This window comes from Peribacillus frigoritolerans (genome assembly GCF_040250305.1).
Lineage (GTDB): Bacteria > Bacillota > Bacilli > Bacillales > DSM-1321 > Peribacillus.
Window position 1 is genome coordinate 2,997,215 of record NZ_CP158190.1, and the last position, 15,979, is coordinate 3,013,193.

The 15,979-nt window shown below is 36.3% G+C and carries 13 protein-coding genes and 1 riboswitch; of the genes, 4 read left to right on the forward strand and 9 right to left on the reverse strand.

Going from position 1 to position 15,979, the window contains the following annotated elements; all coding sequences use genetic code 11:
* Positions 1 to 21: 21 nt before the first annotated feature.
* Positions 22 to 978 (reverse strand): sugar kinase, encoded by a 957-nt coding sequence (locus ABOA58_RS14690; RefSeq protein WP_350298978.1) that lies wholly within the window; start codon positions 976 to 978, stop codon positions 22 to 24.
* A 382-nt stretch (positions 979 to 1,360) separates the two neighbouring features.
* Here ABOA58_RS14690 and ABOA58_RS14695 point away from each other — a divergent pair, with 382 nt between their 5' ends.
* Together ABOA58_RS14695 and ABOA58_RS14700 are read left to right on the forward strand one after the other, a co-directional pair.
* Positions 1,361 to 2,278, forward strand: coding sequence for a DMT family transporter (locus ABOA58_RS14695; RefSeq protein WP_350298979.1), 918 nt, complete (start codon positions 1,361 to 1,363; stop codon positions 2,276 to 2,278).
* Between the two features lie 255 nt (positions 2,279 to 2,533).
* Positions 2,534 to 4,270 carry a methyl-accepting chemotaxis protein gene (locus ABOA58_RS14700; protein WP_350298980.1) on the forward strand — a complete coding sequence of 579 codons (1,737 nt, stop codon included), beginning with the start codon at positions 2,534 to 2,536 and terminating at the stop codon, positions 4,268 to 4,270.
* 70 nt (positions 4,271 to 4,340) lie between these two features.
* Here ABOA58_RS14700 and ABOA58_RS14705 read toward each other — a convergent pair whose 3' ends face one another.
* The 7 genes from ABOA58_RS14705 to ABOA58_RS14735 form a co-directional block, all read right to left on the reverse strand.
* Entirely contained in the window at positions 4,341 to 5,300 is a 960-nt protein-coding gene (locus ABOA58_RS14705) for a DUF4822 domain-containing protein (RefSeq protein WP_350298981.1), read from the reverse strand.
* 77 nt (positions 5,301 to 5,377) lie between these two features.
* A complete protein-coding gene (locus tag ABOA58_RS14710) occupies positions 5,378 to 6,079 on the reverse strand; it encodes an ankyrin repeat domain-containing protein (protein WP_434547734.1) in 702 nt (233 codons plus the stop codon).
* Positions 6,080 to 6,349: 270 nt separating this feature from the next.
* A complete protein-coding gene (locus ABOA58_RS14715; protein ID WP_101225055.1) occupies positions 6,350 to 7,036 on the reverse strand; it encodes a response regulator transcription factor in 687 nt (228 codons plus the stop codon).
* A complete protein-coding gene (locus ABOA58_RS14720) occupies positions 7,033 to 8,481 on the reverse strand; it encodes a sensor histidine kinase (protein ID WP_350298982.1) in 1,449 nt (482 codons plus the stop codon). The genes ABOA58_RS14715 and ABOA58_RS14720 overlap by 4 nt, the downstream gene beginning before the upstream one ends.
* 260 nt (positions 8,482 to 8,741) lie before the next feature.
* Entirely contained in the window at positions 8,742 to 9,620 is an 879-nt protein-coding gene (locus ABOA58_RS14725) for an AraC family transcriptional regulator (protein WP_350298983.1), read from the reverse strand.
* A gap of 284 nt (positions 9,621 to 9,904) precedes the next feature.
* Positions 9,905 to 10,639: an IS1595 family transposase gene (locus tag ABOA58_RS14730; protein WP_434547735.1), complete on the reverse strand. Its 735-nt coding sequence runs from the start codon at positions 10,637 to 10,639 to the stop codon at positions 9,905 to 9,907.
* A 305-nt stretch (positions 10,640 to 10,944) separates the two neighbouring features.
* Positions 10,945 to 13,203, reverse strand: coding sequence for a metallophosphoesterase (locus ABOA58_RS14735; RefSeq protein WP_350298985.1), 2,259 nt, complete (start codon positions 13,201 to 13,203; stop codon positions 10,945 to 10,947).
* A 405-nt stretch (positions 13,204 to 13,608) separates the two neighbouring features.
* On the opposite strand from ABOA58_RS14735, the gene ABOA58_RS14740 reads away from it, so the two are divergent.
* Positions 13,609 to 14,064 (forward strand): DUF2690 domain-containing protein, encoded by a 456-nt coding sequence (locus tag ABOA58_RS14740; RefSeq protein WP_350298986.1) that lies wholly within the window; start codon positions 13,609 to 13,611, stop codon positions 14,062 to 14,064.
* A 149-nt stretch (positions 14,065 to 14,213) separates the two neighbouring features.
* On the opposite strand, the gene ABOA58_RS14745 is transcribed toward ABOA58_RS14740, so the two are convergent.
* A complete protein-coding gene (locus ABOA58_RS14745; protein WP_350298987.1) occupies positions 14,214 to 14,345 on the reverse strand; it encodes a hypothetical protein in 132 nt (43 codons plus the stop codon).
* A gap of 273 nt (positions 14,346 to 14,618) precedes the next feature.
* Positions 14,619 to 14,797: riboswitch (Lysine riboswitch) on the forward strand.
* A gap of 135 nt (positions 14,798 to 14,932) precedes the next feature.
* On the opposite strand from ABOA58_RS14745, the gene dapA reads away from it, so the two are divergent.
* The gene (dapA, locus tag ABOA58_RS14750; protein WP_350298988.1) at positions 14,933 to 15,829 is read left to right on the forward strand and encodes a 4-hydroxy-tetrahydrodipicolinate synthase; all 897 of its coding nucleotides are present in this window, start codon (positions 14,933 to 14,935) and stop codon (positions 15,827 to 15,829) included.
* Positions 15,830 to 15,979 lie beyond the last annotated feature (150 nt).

A 15,979-nucleotide genomic window follows, 5' to 3' on the forward strand; every position in this document is an offset into this window, starting at 1 on the left:
TCCTTCCCTCATTTCTTTCAGTCATCTTTCTATAACGGCCTCTTTCTGTATGAATGGCATTACTTCATCCAAATATGGTAATCCTTCATTGTCCCCTGCAACAGTTGTGACAAGAGCTCCTACACCATTTGCGAATGTCATTCTTTCTTCAATGGATAAGCCATGAAGATATCCGTAAATATAACCGGCATCATAACCATCTCCCGCACCAACAGTATCTACAGGTTTAACAGGGAAGGCTTCTTTTTCATGCCATTCATTTTTGGTATGAAGTTTTGAACCATGTTTCCCGTCCTTGATGACAAGCTGATCAATGTCATTCACCTTTGCGAATTTTGCCAAAGATTCTTTAGAGTCAGTTCCGATGATCAATCTTATTTCATCCAAACCTGTAAGCAAAATATCAACATATGGAAAAATATCACAATATACTGATCTTGCTTCCTCGATGGACCATAGCTTTAAGCGGATATTCGGATCAAAAGAAACAGGTATATTTTTTTGTTTCGCAATGTCCATTACCCTCTTGGCAATATCCACATTTTTGGGATCTATAGCCAAAAATACTCCAGTAAGGTGGACTATATCAATCTCTTCAAACATCTTTTCAGTTATATCTTCCGGTTTTAAAGTTAAAATGGGTGATTGATAGCGGTAATAAAATGTCTTTCCGGAACCATCCTCCCGGATTTCTTTAAAGTTAAGGGATGTTGGATATCCATCTACATAGGCAACATCACTCATGTCCACGCCTTCCCCACGAGCGAAATTATAGATAACTCTGCCGAACTCGTCCTTGCCTAAACGGCTTATCCATTTTGCCCGCATGCCTAGCCTTGCACAGCCAATTGCAAAATTCAGTTCAGCGCCTCCTACTTTTCGCTCAAAACGGGTTACGAATCTTAAAGGTCCTGTTTCTTCCGGATTTAGCGTAATCATGGCGTCGCCCAGCGTTAAAACACCATATTTTGATGACAATACAGTACCTCCTTCTTTCGAACAATCACAAATAAAAAGAAAAACATTTGATCATATCACTTTTTGCTAAATCGATTTAGTTAATTACTAAACCGGTTTGGTAAATCATAAGGAAATTGTAAATGAAAACCCTACCAAAAACAATAGAAAAGTTTGATAATTTGTAATTTTATTTTTATTTGCTATTTTTATATTATATTCCAGCTAAATTTACAATATTAAGGGAAATCAGAAGGAATTATTTCTTCCCTCTTTTTTTTATGATTAATAGTTTCTCATTTTTCATCCAAGGGCTTTTCAATCAAATTTTACTCTTTGCTATTAATTTGGAGAAAGTTGTATAATATATCAATTGTTAAATAAGTTTGAAAGGTTGTTTGGAATGAGTTTTTTGAAAATATACATCTTACTTACCGGAATAATGATAACTTGGGGGTTAAATGTCTCAGTTATTAAAATTTTAGTTGCGCATACGCAGCCCGTAACAATCACTTCATTGAGAATTTTCACTGCTTCTCTTGTCGTCATCCTTATCCTTTTCTTCTTTGGATTAATACGTCTTCCTAAAAAAAGTGAACTTTTTTACGTTTTTGGAGGAGCACTTTTGAGTGTCGTTTTTCATCATTATTTTTTAGCTGAGGGATTGACGAAGACTTCCGCTTCGAATGCTGGACTGATTTTGGGCATGGGGCCAATATTGACTGTCATCTTGACCATGATATTCTTTCGTAAAAAGCCCACTTTAATCCGGCTTCTTGGCTTTATATGCGGTGCTCTGGGCGTGAGTTTTACCGTTATGGCAGGAAGTGGAGGACTTCATTCTATTAATCTGGGAGATGTGGATATTTTACTTTCCATTCTTTCACAGGCATTGAGTTTCATACTCATTAATAAAGCCTCAAAAACCATGGATCCACGATTACTAACCGGCTACATGATGCTGATCGGGTCATTTATTCTTTTTGCCATCAGCTTATGGAAGGAACCAGAGGGCTTATCTTCATTGGCAACGGCACCGCCATCCATCTGGGGGGCTTTCTTGTTCTCAGCGATTTTTGCCACTGCCCTCGGGCACATGAGCTATAATTATGCCATTGGTAAGGTAGGCGCAGCCGAATCATCGATATTTCTTAACTTTAACACCTTATTCTCTTTGTTAGGTGCAGCATTTTTCCTTAATGAAGCCATTGTTCCTGCACATTTCATTGGACTTATCTTCATTGTTTCAGGAGTATTGCTTGGCTCCGGTGCAATAGAAATATGGATTCTTCAACGGAAAAATAAACGCATATCTTCATAACGGCTACAGCAAAACCTGACTTTCTTTAAAAAATAAAGGCCCTATGACACTACCATCTTTAAAAAATGGCTTAGCACTGTCATAGGGTCTTATTATTCCCCCCCTCTCCAATTCCTTCATACTCCTTTAGATTCTGCTTTAACATAAAAGTTTAAAAACTCCACCCGAAGCTTTTAAAGTCTCATTAAATATATTCAATTATTACCGATATATAAAACATGGTTAATATATAACACGGGGAAGGAATAAACAAAGATGAATAAACTCAGTACGAAAATAGGTTTTGTTCTTTTAACAGGCATGGTCATTACATTAATTGGAAGTTTACTATTGATGTATAAAAGTACAAATGATACGGTTGAGAAAACAATCGCTATGAGCAGCTTAGACATCGCAAGCAACATCGCCCAAGGAATAAATCCAACATCTTATGCCGATTTTTTAAGTAATCAATCCGAAACCTCTACATATTGGGAGATACGCGAACAGTTAGACGATTATAAACAAAAAACTGGAGCATTATATGTATATACATTGGGGATTGATGAAAGCAGCGAAAAAGTACATATTCTTATAGATGGAATGGGGAAGGAAGATAAAAAAGCATCTCCCATTTTAACCCCCACAACCGCAACTTCATATCAGGATGTAGAAAGCGTCATGAGGGGAAAGGTTTCTACCACTTCCATCGTTCACGATCCTGAATATGGTGACTATTTATCCGTTTTTGTCCCCATAAAGAAAGGGGACGAAGTCATTGGAATACTAGGGGTGGATATTGATGCCAGTAAAGTCGATGCTACGGCCAGCAAGGTACTGGGTGGCATCCTTCCCCTGATGATAATAATCAATGTAATTTTAATGGCAATCGTAGTGGGTGCATTAATATGGTTCTTGACTAGAAAGTTAAGCCCCCTTCTCAAGGTCAGCATGGCTGCAAAGGAAATTTCAAATGGAAATTTATTAACAGCCAATAAACTGATTAGCAACACAAGGGTTAAGGGGAACGACGAAATCAAGGTTTTAGTGAAATCCTTTGAAGAAATGATCACCAATACAACTATGATCGTCAACTCCATGAAAAGCTCGTCATTCCAGCTATTGGAGTCATCAAGTGATATCGAACACAAAATCAAAGAAATGGATACTTCCACACAATATATCGTTAAAGGCATTCAGCAAGTTGCAGGAGCTGCGGAAGTACAATTGCACAGAAGTGAAGAATCATCGAGGGTCATCGAGGAAATGACCATAGGAATACAAAAAATTGCCGAAGCTTCTTCAGAAGTCAGCGAACAGACAAATCATGTTTCAGCTAGAATGTCCATTGGAAATAAAGATATTAATGAACTCTCAAATCAAATTCTGCAAGTAAAAGATGTTATGCTGCAAACAAGTTCAGAAATTAAGAAATTGGACGAACAAGCAAATGAGATTGTGAATATTGTACATTTAATTACGGGAATTGCCGAGCAAACAAACCTGCTGTCATTAAATGCGGCCATTGAAGCTGCTAGAGCCGGTGAACAGGGTAAAGGTTTTGCGGTGGTATCGAACGAGGTACGGAAATTGGCAGTGGGCACGAAGGAATCTGCGATCAATATACAAGAGTCCCTACTTCATTTTAAATCCATCATAAATGAATCAGTGAAAATGATGGAAACTGGAACTAAAGAGGTGGAGGAAGGGACAAAATTTGTCCTGAATACAAGAGAAACATTTAAACAGACCATAAAATCTTTTGAGCATGTTAGTGATCAGATTCAAGAAATATCCGCCATTACAGAGCAAATGGCAGCAAGTTCTCAAGAAATCAATGCTTCGATAGAAGATTTTGCAGGGTTAACAAGGGAAACGGCAGTGGCTTCAAAGCAAGTGGCCCAATCAACCGATCAACAAGCGAAATCCATGGAGGACATCTCCTTCTCAACGTCTTCGATGGTAAAGCTCGCTAATGACCTGGAAACATCTGTTGAACAGTTTAACGCGTAATAAGCTTGAACTACATTCTATTACTATATCAAGAAAGGATTTTGCTATTAATGCAAAATCCCTTTTTTATTTACTTAGTTGATTTTAGCTTCAAATCACCTTCATAAGGTATATGTTCAACTGTTATCGTTATATCTTTGCCCTCTTTATCTTTACCGATTCGTTTATAAGTGAATTTATTTTCATTAAGCTCCGTAAGTTCAAGAACTGCACCATACTTATTTTCCCCTTGTGAAACATGGGCTCTAATCTTATTTCCATGAACAACATCGTAATAACCGTAATCACCACGGCTTTCACCGGTTTTAGCATCAAAAAATTCATACTTATTTGTTTTATCATCATATTTTGCCAGACCTAAATAATTCGAGTTATAGCTTGATACATCATTTCCCTTTTCATCCAATGCCACTGTACCTTTCCATGTGGTGCTTGATAAAATTTTGTCTCCATCAACGTCTGTAACTACATCTCCTGTGTAAGTTTCCAAATTTTTGTCTGGATCAGTAAAGGAAAGTTCTGTTTCAGTATAAGGAATATGATCGACAAACACCTCTACGTCGTTACCATTTGCATCTTTGCCCATTCTTTTATAAGTAAACATATCCTTACTCAATTCTGTTATTTCGACAACGGCTTGGTAACCCATCGATTCTGAAATTAACACTCGCATCTTCCCATTGGTAATAAAGAAAGTTCCCTTATCACCACGACTTTCTTTTGTATTTTTATCAAAAAATTCATATCTCGATGTTTCATCGTCATATTTCGCGAGACCAATAAAGTTAGCATTCTCCTTTGTTAAGTCATTATTATTCTTATCATAAACTTTTGTTCCTTGCCAATTCGTGCTAGTAAGAATTTTAGTCATTTCCTCTCCTGCGGTTAACTTATTTTCTTGTTTACTCTGTTTTGCAGTTTGTTCCTGCTTTTGAGCACTATTATTGTCTTGTGCGTTTGTGTTACATCCTGTTATGGCCAATGTTAACCCAAGTAGTATAGCTGATGAAATTTTTGCTTTTTTATTCATTTTTTTACGTCTCCTCATCATATTGTGTTTTTTTTGTAGTGCAATTGACATTACAAATTGAAAGTATAGGGATCTGGTTATTTTGCTCCTGCCGTAAGTAAAATTTGTTCGATTTCCTTAAACCCTTTCTCGCGGGCATGTTGTAAAGGGGTCATACTACTATTATCGGGGATGTTGACATCTGCCCCATGATCTATTAGCAATTGCACTGTTTGCTGCTGTTTTCCATCACCATCATTCAAAATGATAGCTTCTAGCAAAGCGGTCCAACCGAGATCATTCACATGATTCACTTCAATATCAGTTTTAGTAAGAAGTTCTTTAATAACCTCTACATAACCATGTTCAGAAGCAGGGATTAATGCCGTTCCTCCATAACGGTTGGTTATAGTGGGGTCTGCACCCGCTTCAATCGCAACTTTAAGTATTTCTATATAACCTTCAGCACCGGCATACAAGAAGGGGCTATTTTTCATGTCATCCTGTATGTTGACGTCTGCACCCGCTTCAATAAGGATTTTTGCCGTCTCTACATCATTGTTATAAGTCGCAATCATAGTGGCGGTTCGCCCTTCTGAGTCCTGTGTATTTATATCTGCACCTTGCTCAATCAAACTTCTTATTCTTTCCGTTTCTTTACGTTCTACAGCTTGAATCAATAGTTCATTCATTCCCTTTCCTGTCTCCTTTTCTTGTTTATTTAGCACTACTTCATTATCCAAGACACAGCATTGAAGGATGAAAAGGCTTCCGATGACAATCGTTAGCCGTCTCCACATGAAACACACCATCCTTTCCCTGTGTGTACTTCACAGCTGCAAAAGGATTTCCCGTCTTTCTTATGTAGCAAATCGACATGTTCTTTAGGTTCCATGATGTTTTTTCTCCCTTTTATTTTTAGTTGCTTACTTATTCCGTCTTCATAATGTTAATGCTTAACCTTAAACTCCCTCTAAACAATTTCTTAAAAAATGATTAACTTATTAATAAAATTTCTTAATGTTTATAAAAAAAACCGCCACCTTCGTGACGGGTCATTAACATGCTATTTAAACATTAAAGCGATACCCTGCTCCCCAAACGGTTTCCAAAAATTTGGGATGTGCAGGATTTCTTTCGATTTTTTCACGTAGCTTCCTGATATGGACGGTGACAGTCGAAACATCTGCAGCCGATTCCAATCCCCAAATATTTTCATAAAGCTGCTCTTTGCTTAATACTTGATTCGGATGCATGACAAAAAACACTAAAGTATCGAATTCCTTTGTTGTAAACGGGACCACTTCTCCGTTTATGTGAACTCTGCGTGCTGACTTATCTATTGAAATTCCATGAACATAGATTGAGTTAGATTTGGGGTGACTTCCTGATAAACGTTCATACCGCGCTATATGCGCTTTCACTCTTGCAACTAGTTCACTTGGACTAAATGGCTTTGTAATATAATCATCTGCCCCTAGACCAAGCCCCCGGATTTTATCGATATCTTCCTTTTTGGCGGATACAAGCAAAATCGGGATATTCTTGACAGCACGTATTTGTTTGCATATCTCAAATCCATTCAACCCTGGAAGCATGATATCCAAAATGATTAAATGATAATTTCCTTGAAGGGCCTGTTGGAGACCTGCATCACCAGTATGTTGAATATCGACACTAAAATCATTAATTTCCAAATAGTCCCTTTGCAATTCAGCAATACTGACTTCGTCTTCAATAAGTAATATCTTTTTCACATTTCCTCACCTTTCTTTATGGAAAAAAAGACACTTGTACCTTTTCCTATCTCGCTAGTAGCCCAAATATCTCCACCATGCTCGCCGATAATTTTTTTTGCAATCGCAAGTCCTAAACCACTTCCACCTGTCCGGGAATTTCTAGATTCCTCAGCACGATAAAAGCGGTTAAATATATAAGGCAAAGCAGAAGATTCTATTCCATAGCCATTATCCGCTACTTGTACAACAACATCATATAGTCCTTCATGCAGAGAAATGGAAATGTGTTTTTCATCTTTATTCATATACTTTACACAATTGCTGATCAGGTTGGCCAATACGCGTTTCAGTTTCTCTCTATCCGCTGTCACGTATATCGGTTTATTCACCTGATGAAGTTCAATCTGGATTCCTAGTTGAAGTAAATCCAGTTGAAGTTCTTCTACGTAGTCTTTTAAATACTTATCTAATCTGACCGTTTCAAAAGTAAATGGTTCTTTTTTCAAATCCAACTTGGAAAATAAAAATAATTCATCTATCAATGAATCCATATCTCTTGCTTTTAGGTATACAGTCGATAAATACTTGTCCATTTTCTGTGGGGTGTTTGCTACTCCGTCTTTAATCCCCTCAACATATCCCATAATCGAAGTGATCGGTGTCTTCAAATCATGGGAAATATTGGAGAGAAGCTCTTTGCGATTTTCCTCATACTGAAGCTGAATGTTTACGGACTCTTTTAACTTTTTTCTCATTTCCTCAAACGCTCTATTCAATTGTCCGATTTCATCATTCGAAGTCGCTTTGATTTCAAAGTTTAAATCTCCTGATTTTATCCGCTCTGCGCCTACTTTAAGAATTGAGATCGGTTTGATGATGCTACGTGAAACTAAATAATTTAATAGTCCAATAATCATTACAAACAGTAATAACAATAGAGCGAATAAAATGGGAAAGAGCTCTCGAGTCAGCTCGGCATATGAACTTGCCTTTCTCAATACAAAAATGCTTCCTTCACTTTTATCCGAAAAATAATAATCAAACTTCACATAAGTGAAAAAAGCGTCTTTCATTTTGATTGTGTCCCGCGTATTGATGTTCGTTTCTTCGAACTTGGGAAGTGATTGTAACAAGCCTAGCTTATCTAGTGTTTGAGACGCATACTCAATGTTTTTACCTTTTCTAACGACAATCTTTATATCTCCATGTTCAATCTTCTTCAGCTGTTCTTCGTTTAGAAGCTGCTCAGGGTTATTTTTGGCCAAAAGCTTTAAATCGAGGAACACACTTTCCTCTACTGCAGTCAAAGGTTTTTGGAGATAAGATTTTTTGTATAAATGCTCTATCGCTTTTACATCACCTGTTATCGCAAAAATAAGTAAAAATCCAGCTGCTAAAAACAAAGTGATGGAAATAAGAATTACGCCAACGTAGGACAACAGAAACCTCATTTTAATTGACAAATATTTTCACCCCGTATCGATCTTTCGTTTACTCTTTTATAGAAAAGTTGTTTATCTGCTGTTCTTGCATTAAAAAATGTTTCCCACGATAACTTTTCTTAGTATTTAAAAAAACATATCACACAAATCTTAAAATTTTCTAAAATACACAGAAAAAATCCTGATTTTCATCAAATTCAAAAAGACCAGTCAATATCTACTGACTGGTCTAATCTGGTTAATGAAGTTTTTACGGAATAACACTTCTGTAAATATCATAATCATCCGAGTTTATCGCTAACTTTTTTCTTTACTGGCATCCAAATTTCGCTATATACATTTTCCGATGTACCATTGTGCTTTGTAAAAGAAATTCCAGGTATATCTGCTACTTCATAATCTGAAGAAGGCAACCATTCAGAATAAATTTTTGCGGTAGTTTCTTGAAGCGTAGCAGGAAATGGTCCTTGATTAGGGAAAATTGCCCATAAACTTTCTTCAATAGAAATTTGCTCTAAATCATCGAATGGATTTTCTTTTGTAGTTGCAAAACCAATCATATGAGTTAAGTAGCCTTTTTCTTCCAAGAAACCATCATCAAAATCATAAGATACATTCAAGACTTGATGAGGATATAAATCAGCTAATTGATGCATTTCTTTTCTTTGTTGTTCGGTAATTGACTGGGCTAGTTCTAAGATAGCATTATTTTCACCTTCGAATTGAATTGGCACTCTTTTCGATACACCTACTATATTAAACTTCTCTTTTTTTTCAATTTTGAATTCCATGGATATTCCTCCTCTTATATCTATAAAGAATGAAAATTTGGGAAATGATTTTTGAATTTTGTTTTTAGCTACTTCTGAAGGTAAAAAACCACTCCATCCACGAAAGGCTCTTGAAAATCCTTCTATAGATTGATAGCCATATTTATAAGCAATATCTGTCACTTTTGCTCCGTTTATTAATTCAACATTCGCAACCGATAATCTCCTATTTTTGATATACTCATTCAATGACATTCCAGCCATATACGAAAACATTCTTTTAAAATGATAATCAGATAGCCCTACAATATTTGATATATCTTTTCCAGAGATTTCTTCCGTTAAATGTGTTTCGATGTAATCCATTAAATTATTGAATTCTTGTAACATTCATTTCCCTCCTTTACAAATACATATTATCGTTAAAATTTATTACTCACTCGATATTTTTTATACGGAATTTATCGGAACTTGTCTTCCATTATTATTATAGTCACTTAAACAATCATTTCATAACATTCTTTATTAGTCATCTATGTCGTCAAATAGCTATTAAACGTACTCAACTTGTCTTAAACGAATATCATTATTGGTATCAGAGACATTATTCATTAGCACATCCACTGCAAGCTCAAATCTTAGCTGATCAAGATAGTTGAACAATGTATGACCTTCTAGGTATTTCGTAGAAATACCATAGAAGCGATTGAGCCATCGTTAGAGTGATAGCTATTGAATTTTGGATATGGTAGATTCCTTTGACACGTTTCTCCAGTTTTGAACACATACTGTTGAATATGATGCTTCTTTGCAAGTAGTTTATAACCTCTAAGAGCATCGGAACAAAGAACAAAATCTGTTCCTAGCCGATTACCTAAATGGAGTTCTAAGCTATCTTTTGTAGGTTTTCCACGTCCAATGACTTTATAGAATGTATTTTTCTCTCGAACACGAGCAATCAGCACACAGATTTGTTCAGTGGAAAGACCTCTTTTTTTAGCACTTCCACCACGTTTTCGAGAAGATCGGTGTGTTGGGATTGCCCCTTTTTGTGATTCTAAAAAATAGGTTTCGTCAACTTCTACGATTTCATTTAGTTCTTTTGCATTGATTTGTGCAAGGGCTGTTAGGATTTTATGTCTCCAGTAGAATAGAGTGACGTAATGAACGCTAATTTCTTTGGCACTATCACGCAAGCTCATACCATCAATCAAGCATGATAAAAAGTCAATCCATTTTTCAGATTTTCGACAATGATAGAGAGGCGTATCAGCAGTTTCCGTAAATGTTTTATCACAGCATTTGCATTTATAACGTTGACGATCCTGTGCAGTTTTACCAAAGCGAACAATTTCATCCATTCCACAGTAAATGCAGCGAAATCCTTTATTAGCTTTCCGTTCATTCACTTCAAGAAATATGGATTTTGATTTAAATAATGGTGTAAGGGTAGTTTTTAACCACGCAAATACACGCTCCTTACCAAATTGGTCTAAGCGTTCAATATCAGTACGAATCTATCAAGCCATTGAAACCACCCCATAAAATTGAAGCATCCATACAATTATCACAGAACGTAAGTTCTCATTTTTCAAATATCAACACATTAGTTTCTATTTGCCCAGAGTTTGTGAGCCATAGAGAAAAAGCGAACGTCCCCATAAGGAAAGTCCGCTTTTTACAAATTTCAAAAAAAGTTCACCTGTTCTTCTCATTAATTTGGTGAAACGATCATTTGGTCATCCAATCTAATATCGTCAATCGACCAAAACCAATTATTTTTCGCATTATGCATTCTCCATTGTAATTTCATAGAAGAAGCATCTTCAGGAACCTTAATCGATTTAACTTCATACTTATTCAAAACATGTCCATTTTTATTATCCGAAGCAGCTTTATTGTCATAAACGAGAACTTGTTGTTTTTCCCCATTATCAAAGACAGCAGTTACTTCAGCTGTTTGCGTTCCTTCTTGTTTATAGTGGGATGCAAACCCTAGGTATAAATCTTTTGCATCATCAACTTTTACAGAAGGTGAAGTTAAAGTACTATCAAAAAAGCCTTTTGCTGCTGGTGAACCGTTATCATCCCATTCATCAGGATCCGCTACTGCTATAACACCTTTACCAAGTTCAAATTTATTACGCTCCTGGTCTTCTGCTTTTGTCCAAAAGTCCTTTGTTGTGAAGCTCCAACCTTGCCACTCTTCTGTACCAGCTGGCATATTCGAGCTATTTGTAACCGACCAGCCATTAGGAGCTGTATGGCTCCACCCGAGAATGGAACTTGGAATGTTTTCATTCACTGCTGGCTTTAATGCAGACTCTAATTGGTCAAAACTTTCTCCAAGCATCATGTTGACGAATACATTTATATTCTTGGAGCCAATTATTTGGCCTCCCTCGTAAGCAGTAATCTTGAATTGTGATGAACCCGAAATCTCCTTGCTAGGTGTAGCTTTTATTGGCAACATTTTTTCTTCAGTTCCTGATAGCTCATACTCAAGTTCATTGTGCTCCACACTCCAACCTTCTGGTGCATCAACTTTAATTTTCCCTTTCACACTTTTACTTCCATAATTTTTCATCTTCACTTGGAGTGCAGTCGATTCACCTTCCGTTACTAAAGCAGGAGAAGCTTGTGCCGAGACCATTTCCAGGGCTTTTGTCTGACCATCAGCCAGTAACACCCTTTTACTGCTATTGTTAAATGAATCTAGTGCTTGTACCTTAATTTCATAATCAGTACCTGGCTTAAGTCCAGCAACTGGGAACTCTAAATTCTTTGGCACAGGGTCATAATAGAATTCAGAAAATGCGGTGAAATCTGCGTCCAGCTCCCCTGTTTCCTTGTTTTTGGCGGTAATGTGATAAGAATGTACGAGTGCGTTATCTTTTGCCTGTGGAAATGTTACATTTAAACTTCTTAGTGTCGATTTTTCTTCTACAATCGAAGCCTTGTCTTTAACTGCAAAAACCGGTGGTAACTGATCTCGATCGTCTGTATATTTAAATTTATTTTTTTTAGAAGGATTTTTTATTCCCCATGGTTTTCCAGTCCAATCGTCTTTATGAAAGTCACGTTTTTTAATGACAACTTCATTATTATAAACTTCTACAATCATTCCTTGACTAATATCCCGATATCCTTCTGGATGGAACCCTTGAAGTTTGCCTGGCTCCAATTCCAAATAACTAACAGAAGACGTGCCAACTGACGTAAAGTCTTTTTGATGAATCGTTCTAGGGTCTTCAAGTGGATAATGAGAATGGCCTGAAAATGTAATAACCTGTGGATGTTTCTTTAAAGTATCATATAAAAGTTCTTTATTTTCCTGAGTTCCCCACAAGTCACTTCCATACACAGTGTCTTTAATGTGTTGATGAAGAAAAACAAAGATTGGTTGGTCCGGATTTTCTTTTTCTGCTGCAGCTAATTTTTCACCTAGCCAGTTAATTTGATTAACAGAATATAAACCATGCGTATTACCATTTTCCGGACTTAACGTAATAAAATCATATCCATTTACTTTTTTATGATAGTAAAGAGAATCCATTCCTGTTTTCTCGAGAAAACGATCTTGTGCCTTTTCAACGGAAAGTCCATTCCAATAATCATGGTTCCCCATTGTAAACATGGATTGGACATCACCTTGTTTCTTCTCATTATAAATGGAGAAGAACTTATCGTATTCAGAAGCGTATCCATAGTCCGTTAAATCCCCAACGACAACAAAAGCATCCTGTCTAGGCGCAGCTTTATTTAATTGATCCATGGCTGTTCTGAACTTGTTCATATCAGCTGTTGATCCATCATCAATATGTACATCACTGATTACTGGAAAAACGAGCTCTGGTTTACGTTTATTATCTGAATTTGAAGATTCCGAGAATGCTTGTACACTTGATAAAGATGTTGTTAATCCTACCGTTACAACTGTCAGCATCGCTGCAAATTTATATTTCCCTTTCAAAATCAATACCTCCTATTTATCGTTTAGCTAATTATGTATTTTTTTAACAGATCGACAAATATCCTCCTTGTTTATAAATTTTTATGGTGTTTACCAATTAAAATAGTAACTTTACATTATTAATAAAATATAAGACCAATGTAATTTATATATTAATAAATCCAAAAAAACTATGGCCAGTATTCGTTCCATTCACTTTTGTCTCGTTTTTGGTATTGATTTTCCTTTTCTTAATGGGAATGGGGTACTATCCCTTAACTACGTAGATACCCGTAAAATGGTAATATTTATACAGATGGTAAATGATTCCATAGTACATAGAAATACCAATTTTCATATGGTAAAGTCTAGAAGAAGGAAAGGAGAGAGGTTATTATAAAAAAATTATTAAATATTGTGATGGTAATGACTCTTGTCTTTGGAGTGTTTTTTGCGATTGCACCGATCAATAAAGCATTTGCCTTGTCCTACGATAATACAAACCCTTATTCGACAGGTTGTGCTTCTAAAAGCCCAATCACCTATGAAACAGAATATATCTATAAAAACGGTGTGAAAATTGGATATGTGCAACTAAAAGGAAGTGCGTATTGTCATACGGCGTGGGGTTACTTAAAGTTTTATTCATCTGCTCCTTACGATTATTATGCAAATGTTTGGGTTGACAGTTTTAATGGCACGACTAAGAGAGCATTTACAAGTTGTGCTAGTTCCGGTGGAAACGGATGGATAATGAAAGGGCAGACATCATGTTATACTGCACAATTATGGAATTTAGATCCGTATAATGCTTTGGCCAAAGCAGGTATTTATTCTTCAAGCGGGGCTCTCATTATTTCTGCGAACACCGGTCGTTATTAATGAGATACTAATGAAAACTTCCTGTTAACGACGGTTGAATTGCATTTTTGCCATCTTTCCCATTTTGCCTACTATGCACAATCCATTTCGCAGTTCAATGCGTGATCAATTTTCTTTGTTAACACCCCCACGAATCTTAATGGCTTTTTTCATTTCATCTCATGGATTTGGAACGAGATACGTATGCTGTTTATATGTATCTCGTTCCAATCCTGAATCAATGGTATCCTACTGACAATTGAAGCGATCGTTTTCTTGCTTCCTACGTCACGGATTTTCATATCTTGCTGTCCTCCCCCACCTTGATACCTTCTATAAGATATATCTATTGTCAAAACTGACTATAAAAGGTTGAAATCTTTCACACAGTTTGTTTTATAAATCTATAAATGTTGAGATTACATAATACTAAAAAAGAATCCAGCCCTATACCGTATCCATTTCCATTGATAATCCATGTATTCTAAAAATTATTTCTAAATTGGCCTTGCAATAGAAAGGATTCCTTGTTATATTACAGTCAATTAAATATTTTCTTACTTCATACTTTTTGAAGTGAGGATAGAGGAGCAAAGACCATTAGTACACATTTTGAGGAGAATGAGATCCTATGACTATTGTGGAAAGGGGAATTTGCCGAAGCGGAAAGAATCTCATGTTCTTGAAGCTGGTTCTGCTATTGAATAAATACAGGACTGTCATATAGGAAACTATATGGAGGGCTATCTTATGCGCGGAAACATTTTTTGGTAAATATTGTTTCTACTGCAGCAGCGAATCCTCGTTGTTGCTTTTTTGCGTTTACTCCTGAATGGCCCTAACCACCTCTGAATATTTTTTAAAAAATTATACAAAAGGGTGTGAAGTTATGAATTTTGGCCAAGTTTTAACCGCAATGGTTACCCCGTTTAATCATAATGATGAGGTTGATTTTAATGCTACGAGAACTTTAGTGAATTATTTAATTGCTAATGGTTCTGATGGATTAGTAATAGCTGGTACAACTGGAGAGTCCCCTACATTAACTCAAGAAGAGAAAGTAGAATTATTCAAATTTGTTGTAGAAGTTGTTGATGGAAGAGTTCCAGTCATAGCTGGAACTGGCTCAAATAATACGAAAGCTTCTATCAGCTTGACAAAGCATGCAGAGGAAGCAGGAGTCGACGGAATCATGCTCGTTACCCCATACTATAACAAGCCGTCTCAAGAAGGATTATTTCAGCACTTTAGCGCTATTGCCCAATCAACATCTTTACCGGTAATGCTTTATAATATTCCAGGACGAAGTGTTGTAAACATGTCAGTAGAGACGATTGTTAACCTCTCGAAAATCAACAATATCGTGGCAGTAAAAGAGGCTAGTGGTGACTTAGATGCCATGGCACAAATCATTAGCAAAACAACTAGTGATTTTACATTGTACAGCGGCGATGATGGGTTAACATTACCGGTTTTAGCCATCGGTGGAACAGGTATTATTTCGGTTTCTTCACACATAATTGGTAATGAAATGCAAGAAATGATCAATAGCTTTAAAAATGGTGATGTCCAAGGTGCTGCTTCTACGCATCGTAAACTTCTTCCAATCATGAAAGCATTATTTGCTGCACCAAGCCCGGCACCAGTAAAATCAGCATTAAATATGCGGGGGTTAAATGTTGGAGGTGTCCGCTTACCGATGGTCCCTTTAAACGATGAAGAAAAAAGAGCACTGCAAATAGCTTTACAACCTAGTAATGAAGAAGCTGTTTTGTTAAATAAATAAATAAAGATAATGATTCTTTCAGCTATACTTTAATACCGATTTTCTAATTAAAGACCATAATAAACGGGATAAAATTTTAAAAAGCAGTGCAACTCATAAAGAGTGCACTGCTTTTTAATCGATGCAAGGCTCATTGCTTAAACTAGTTGA

Coding starts and splice junctions, on each gene's coding strand:
- ABOA58_RS14695 (WP_350298979.1), top strand. CDS start 1,361: ATGAGTTTTTTGAAAATATACATCTTACTTACCGGAATAATGATAACT.
- ABOA58_RS14700 (WP_350298980.1), top strand. CDS start 2,534: ATGAATAAACTCAGTACGAAAATAGGTTTTGTTCTTTTAACAGGCATG.
- ABOA58_RS14705 (WP_350298981.1), bottom strand. CDS start 5,300: ATGAATAAAAAAGCAAAAATTTCATCAGCTATACTACTTGGGTTAACA.
- ABOA58_RS14710 (WP_434547734.1), bottom strand. CDS start 6,079: ATGTGGAGACGGCTAACGATTGTCATCGGAAGCCTTTTCATCCTTCAA.
- ABOA58_RS14725 (WP_350298983.1), bottom strand. CDS start 9,620: ATGTTACAAGAATTCAATAATTTAATGGATTACATCGAAACACATTTA.
- ABOA58_RS14740 (WP_350298986.1), top strand. CDS start 13,609: ATGACTCTTGTCTTTGGAGTGTTTTTTGCGATTGCACCGATCAATAAA.
- ABOA58_RS14745 (WP_350298987.1), bottom strand. CDS start 14,345: ATGAAAATCCGTGACGTAGGAAGCAAGAAAACGATCGCTTCAATTGTC.
- dapA (WP_350298988.1), top strand. CDS start 14,933: ATGAATTTTGGCCAAGTTTTAACCGCAATGGTTACCCCGTTTAATCAT.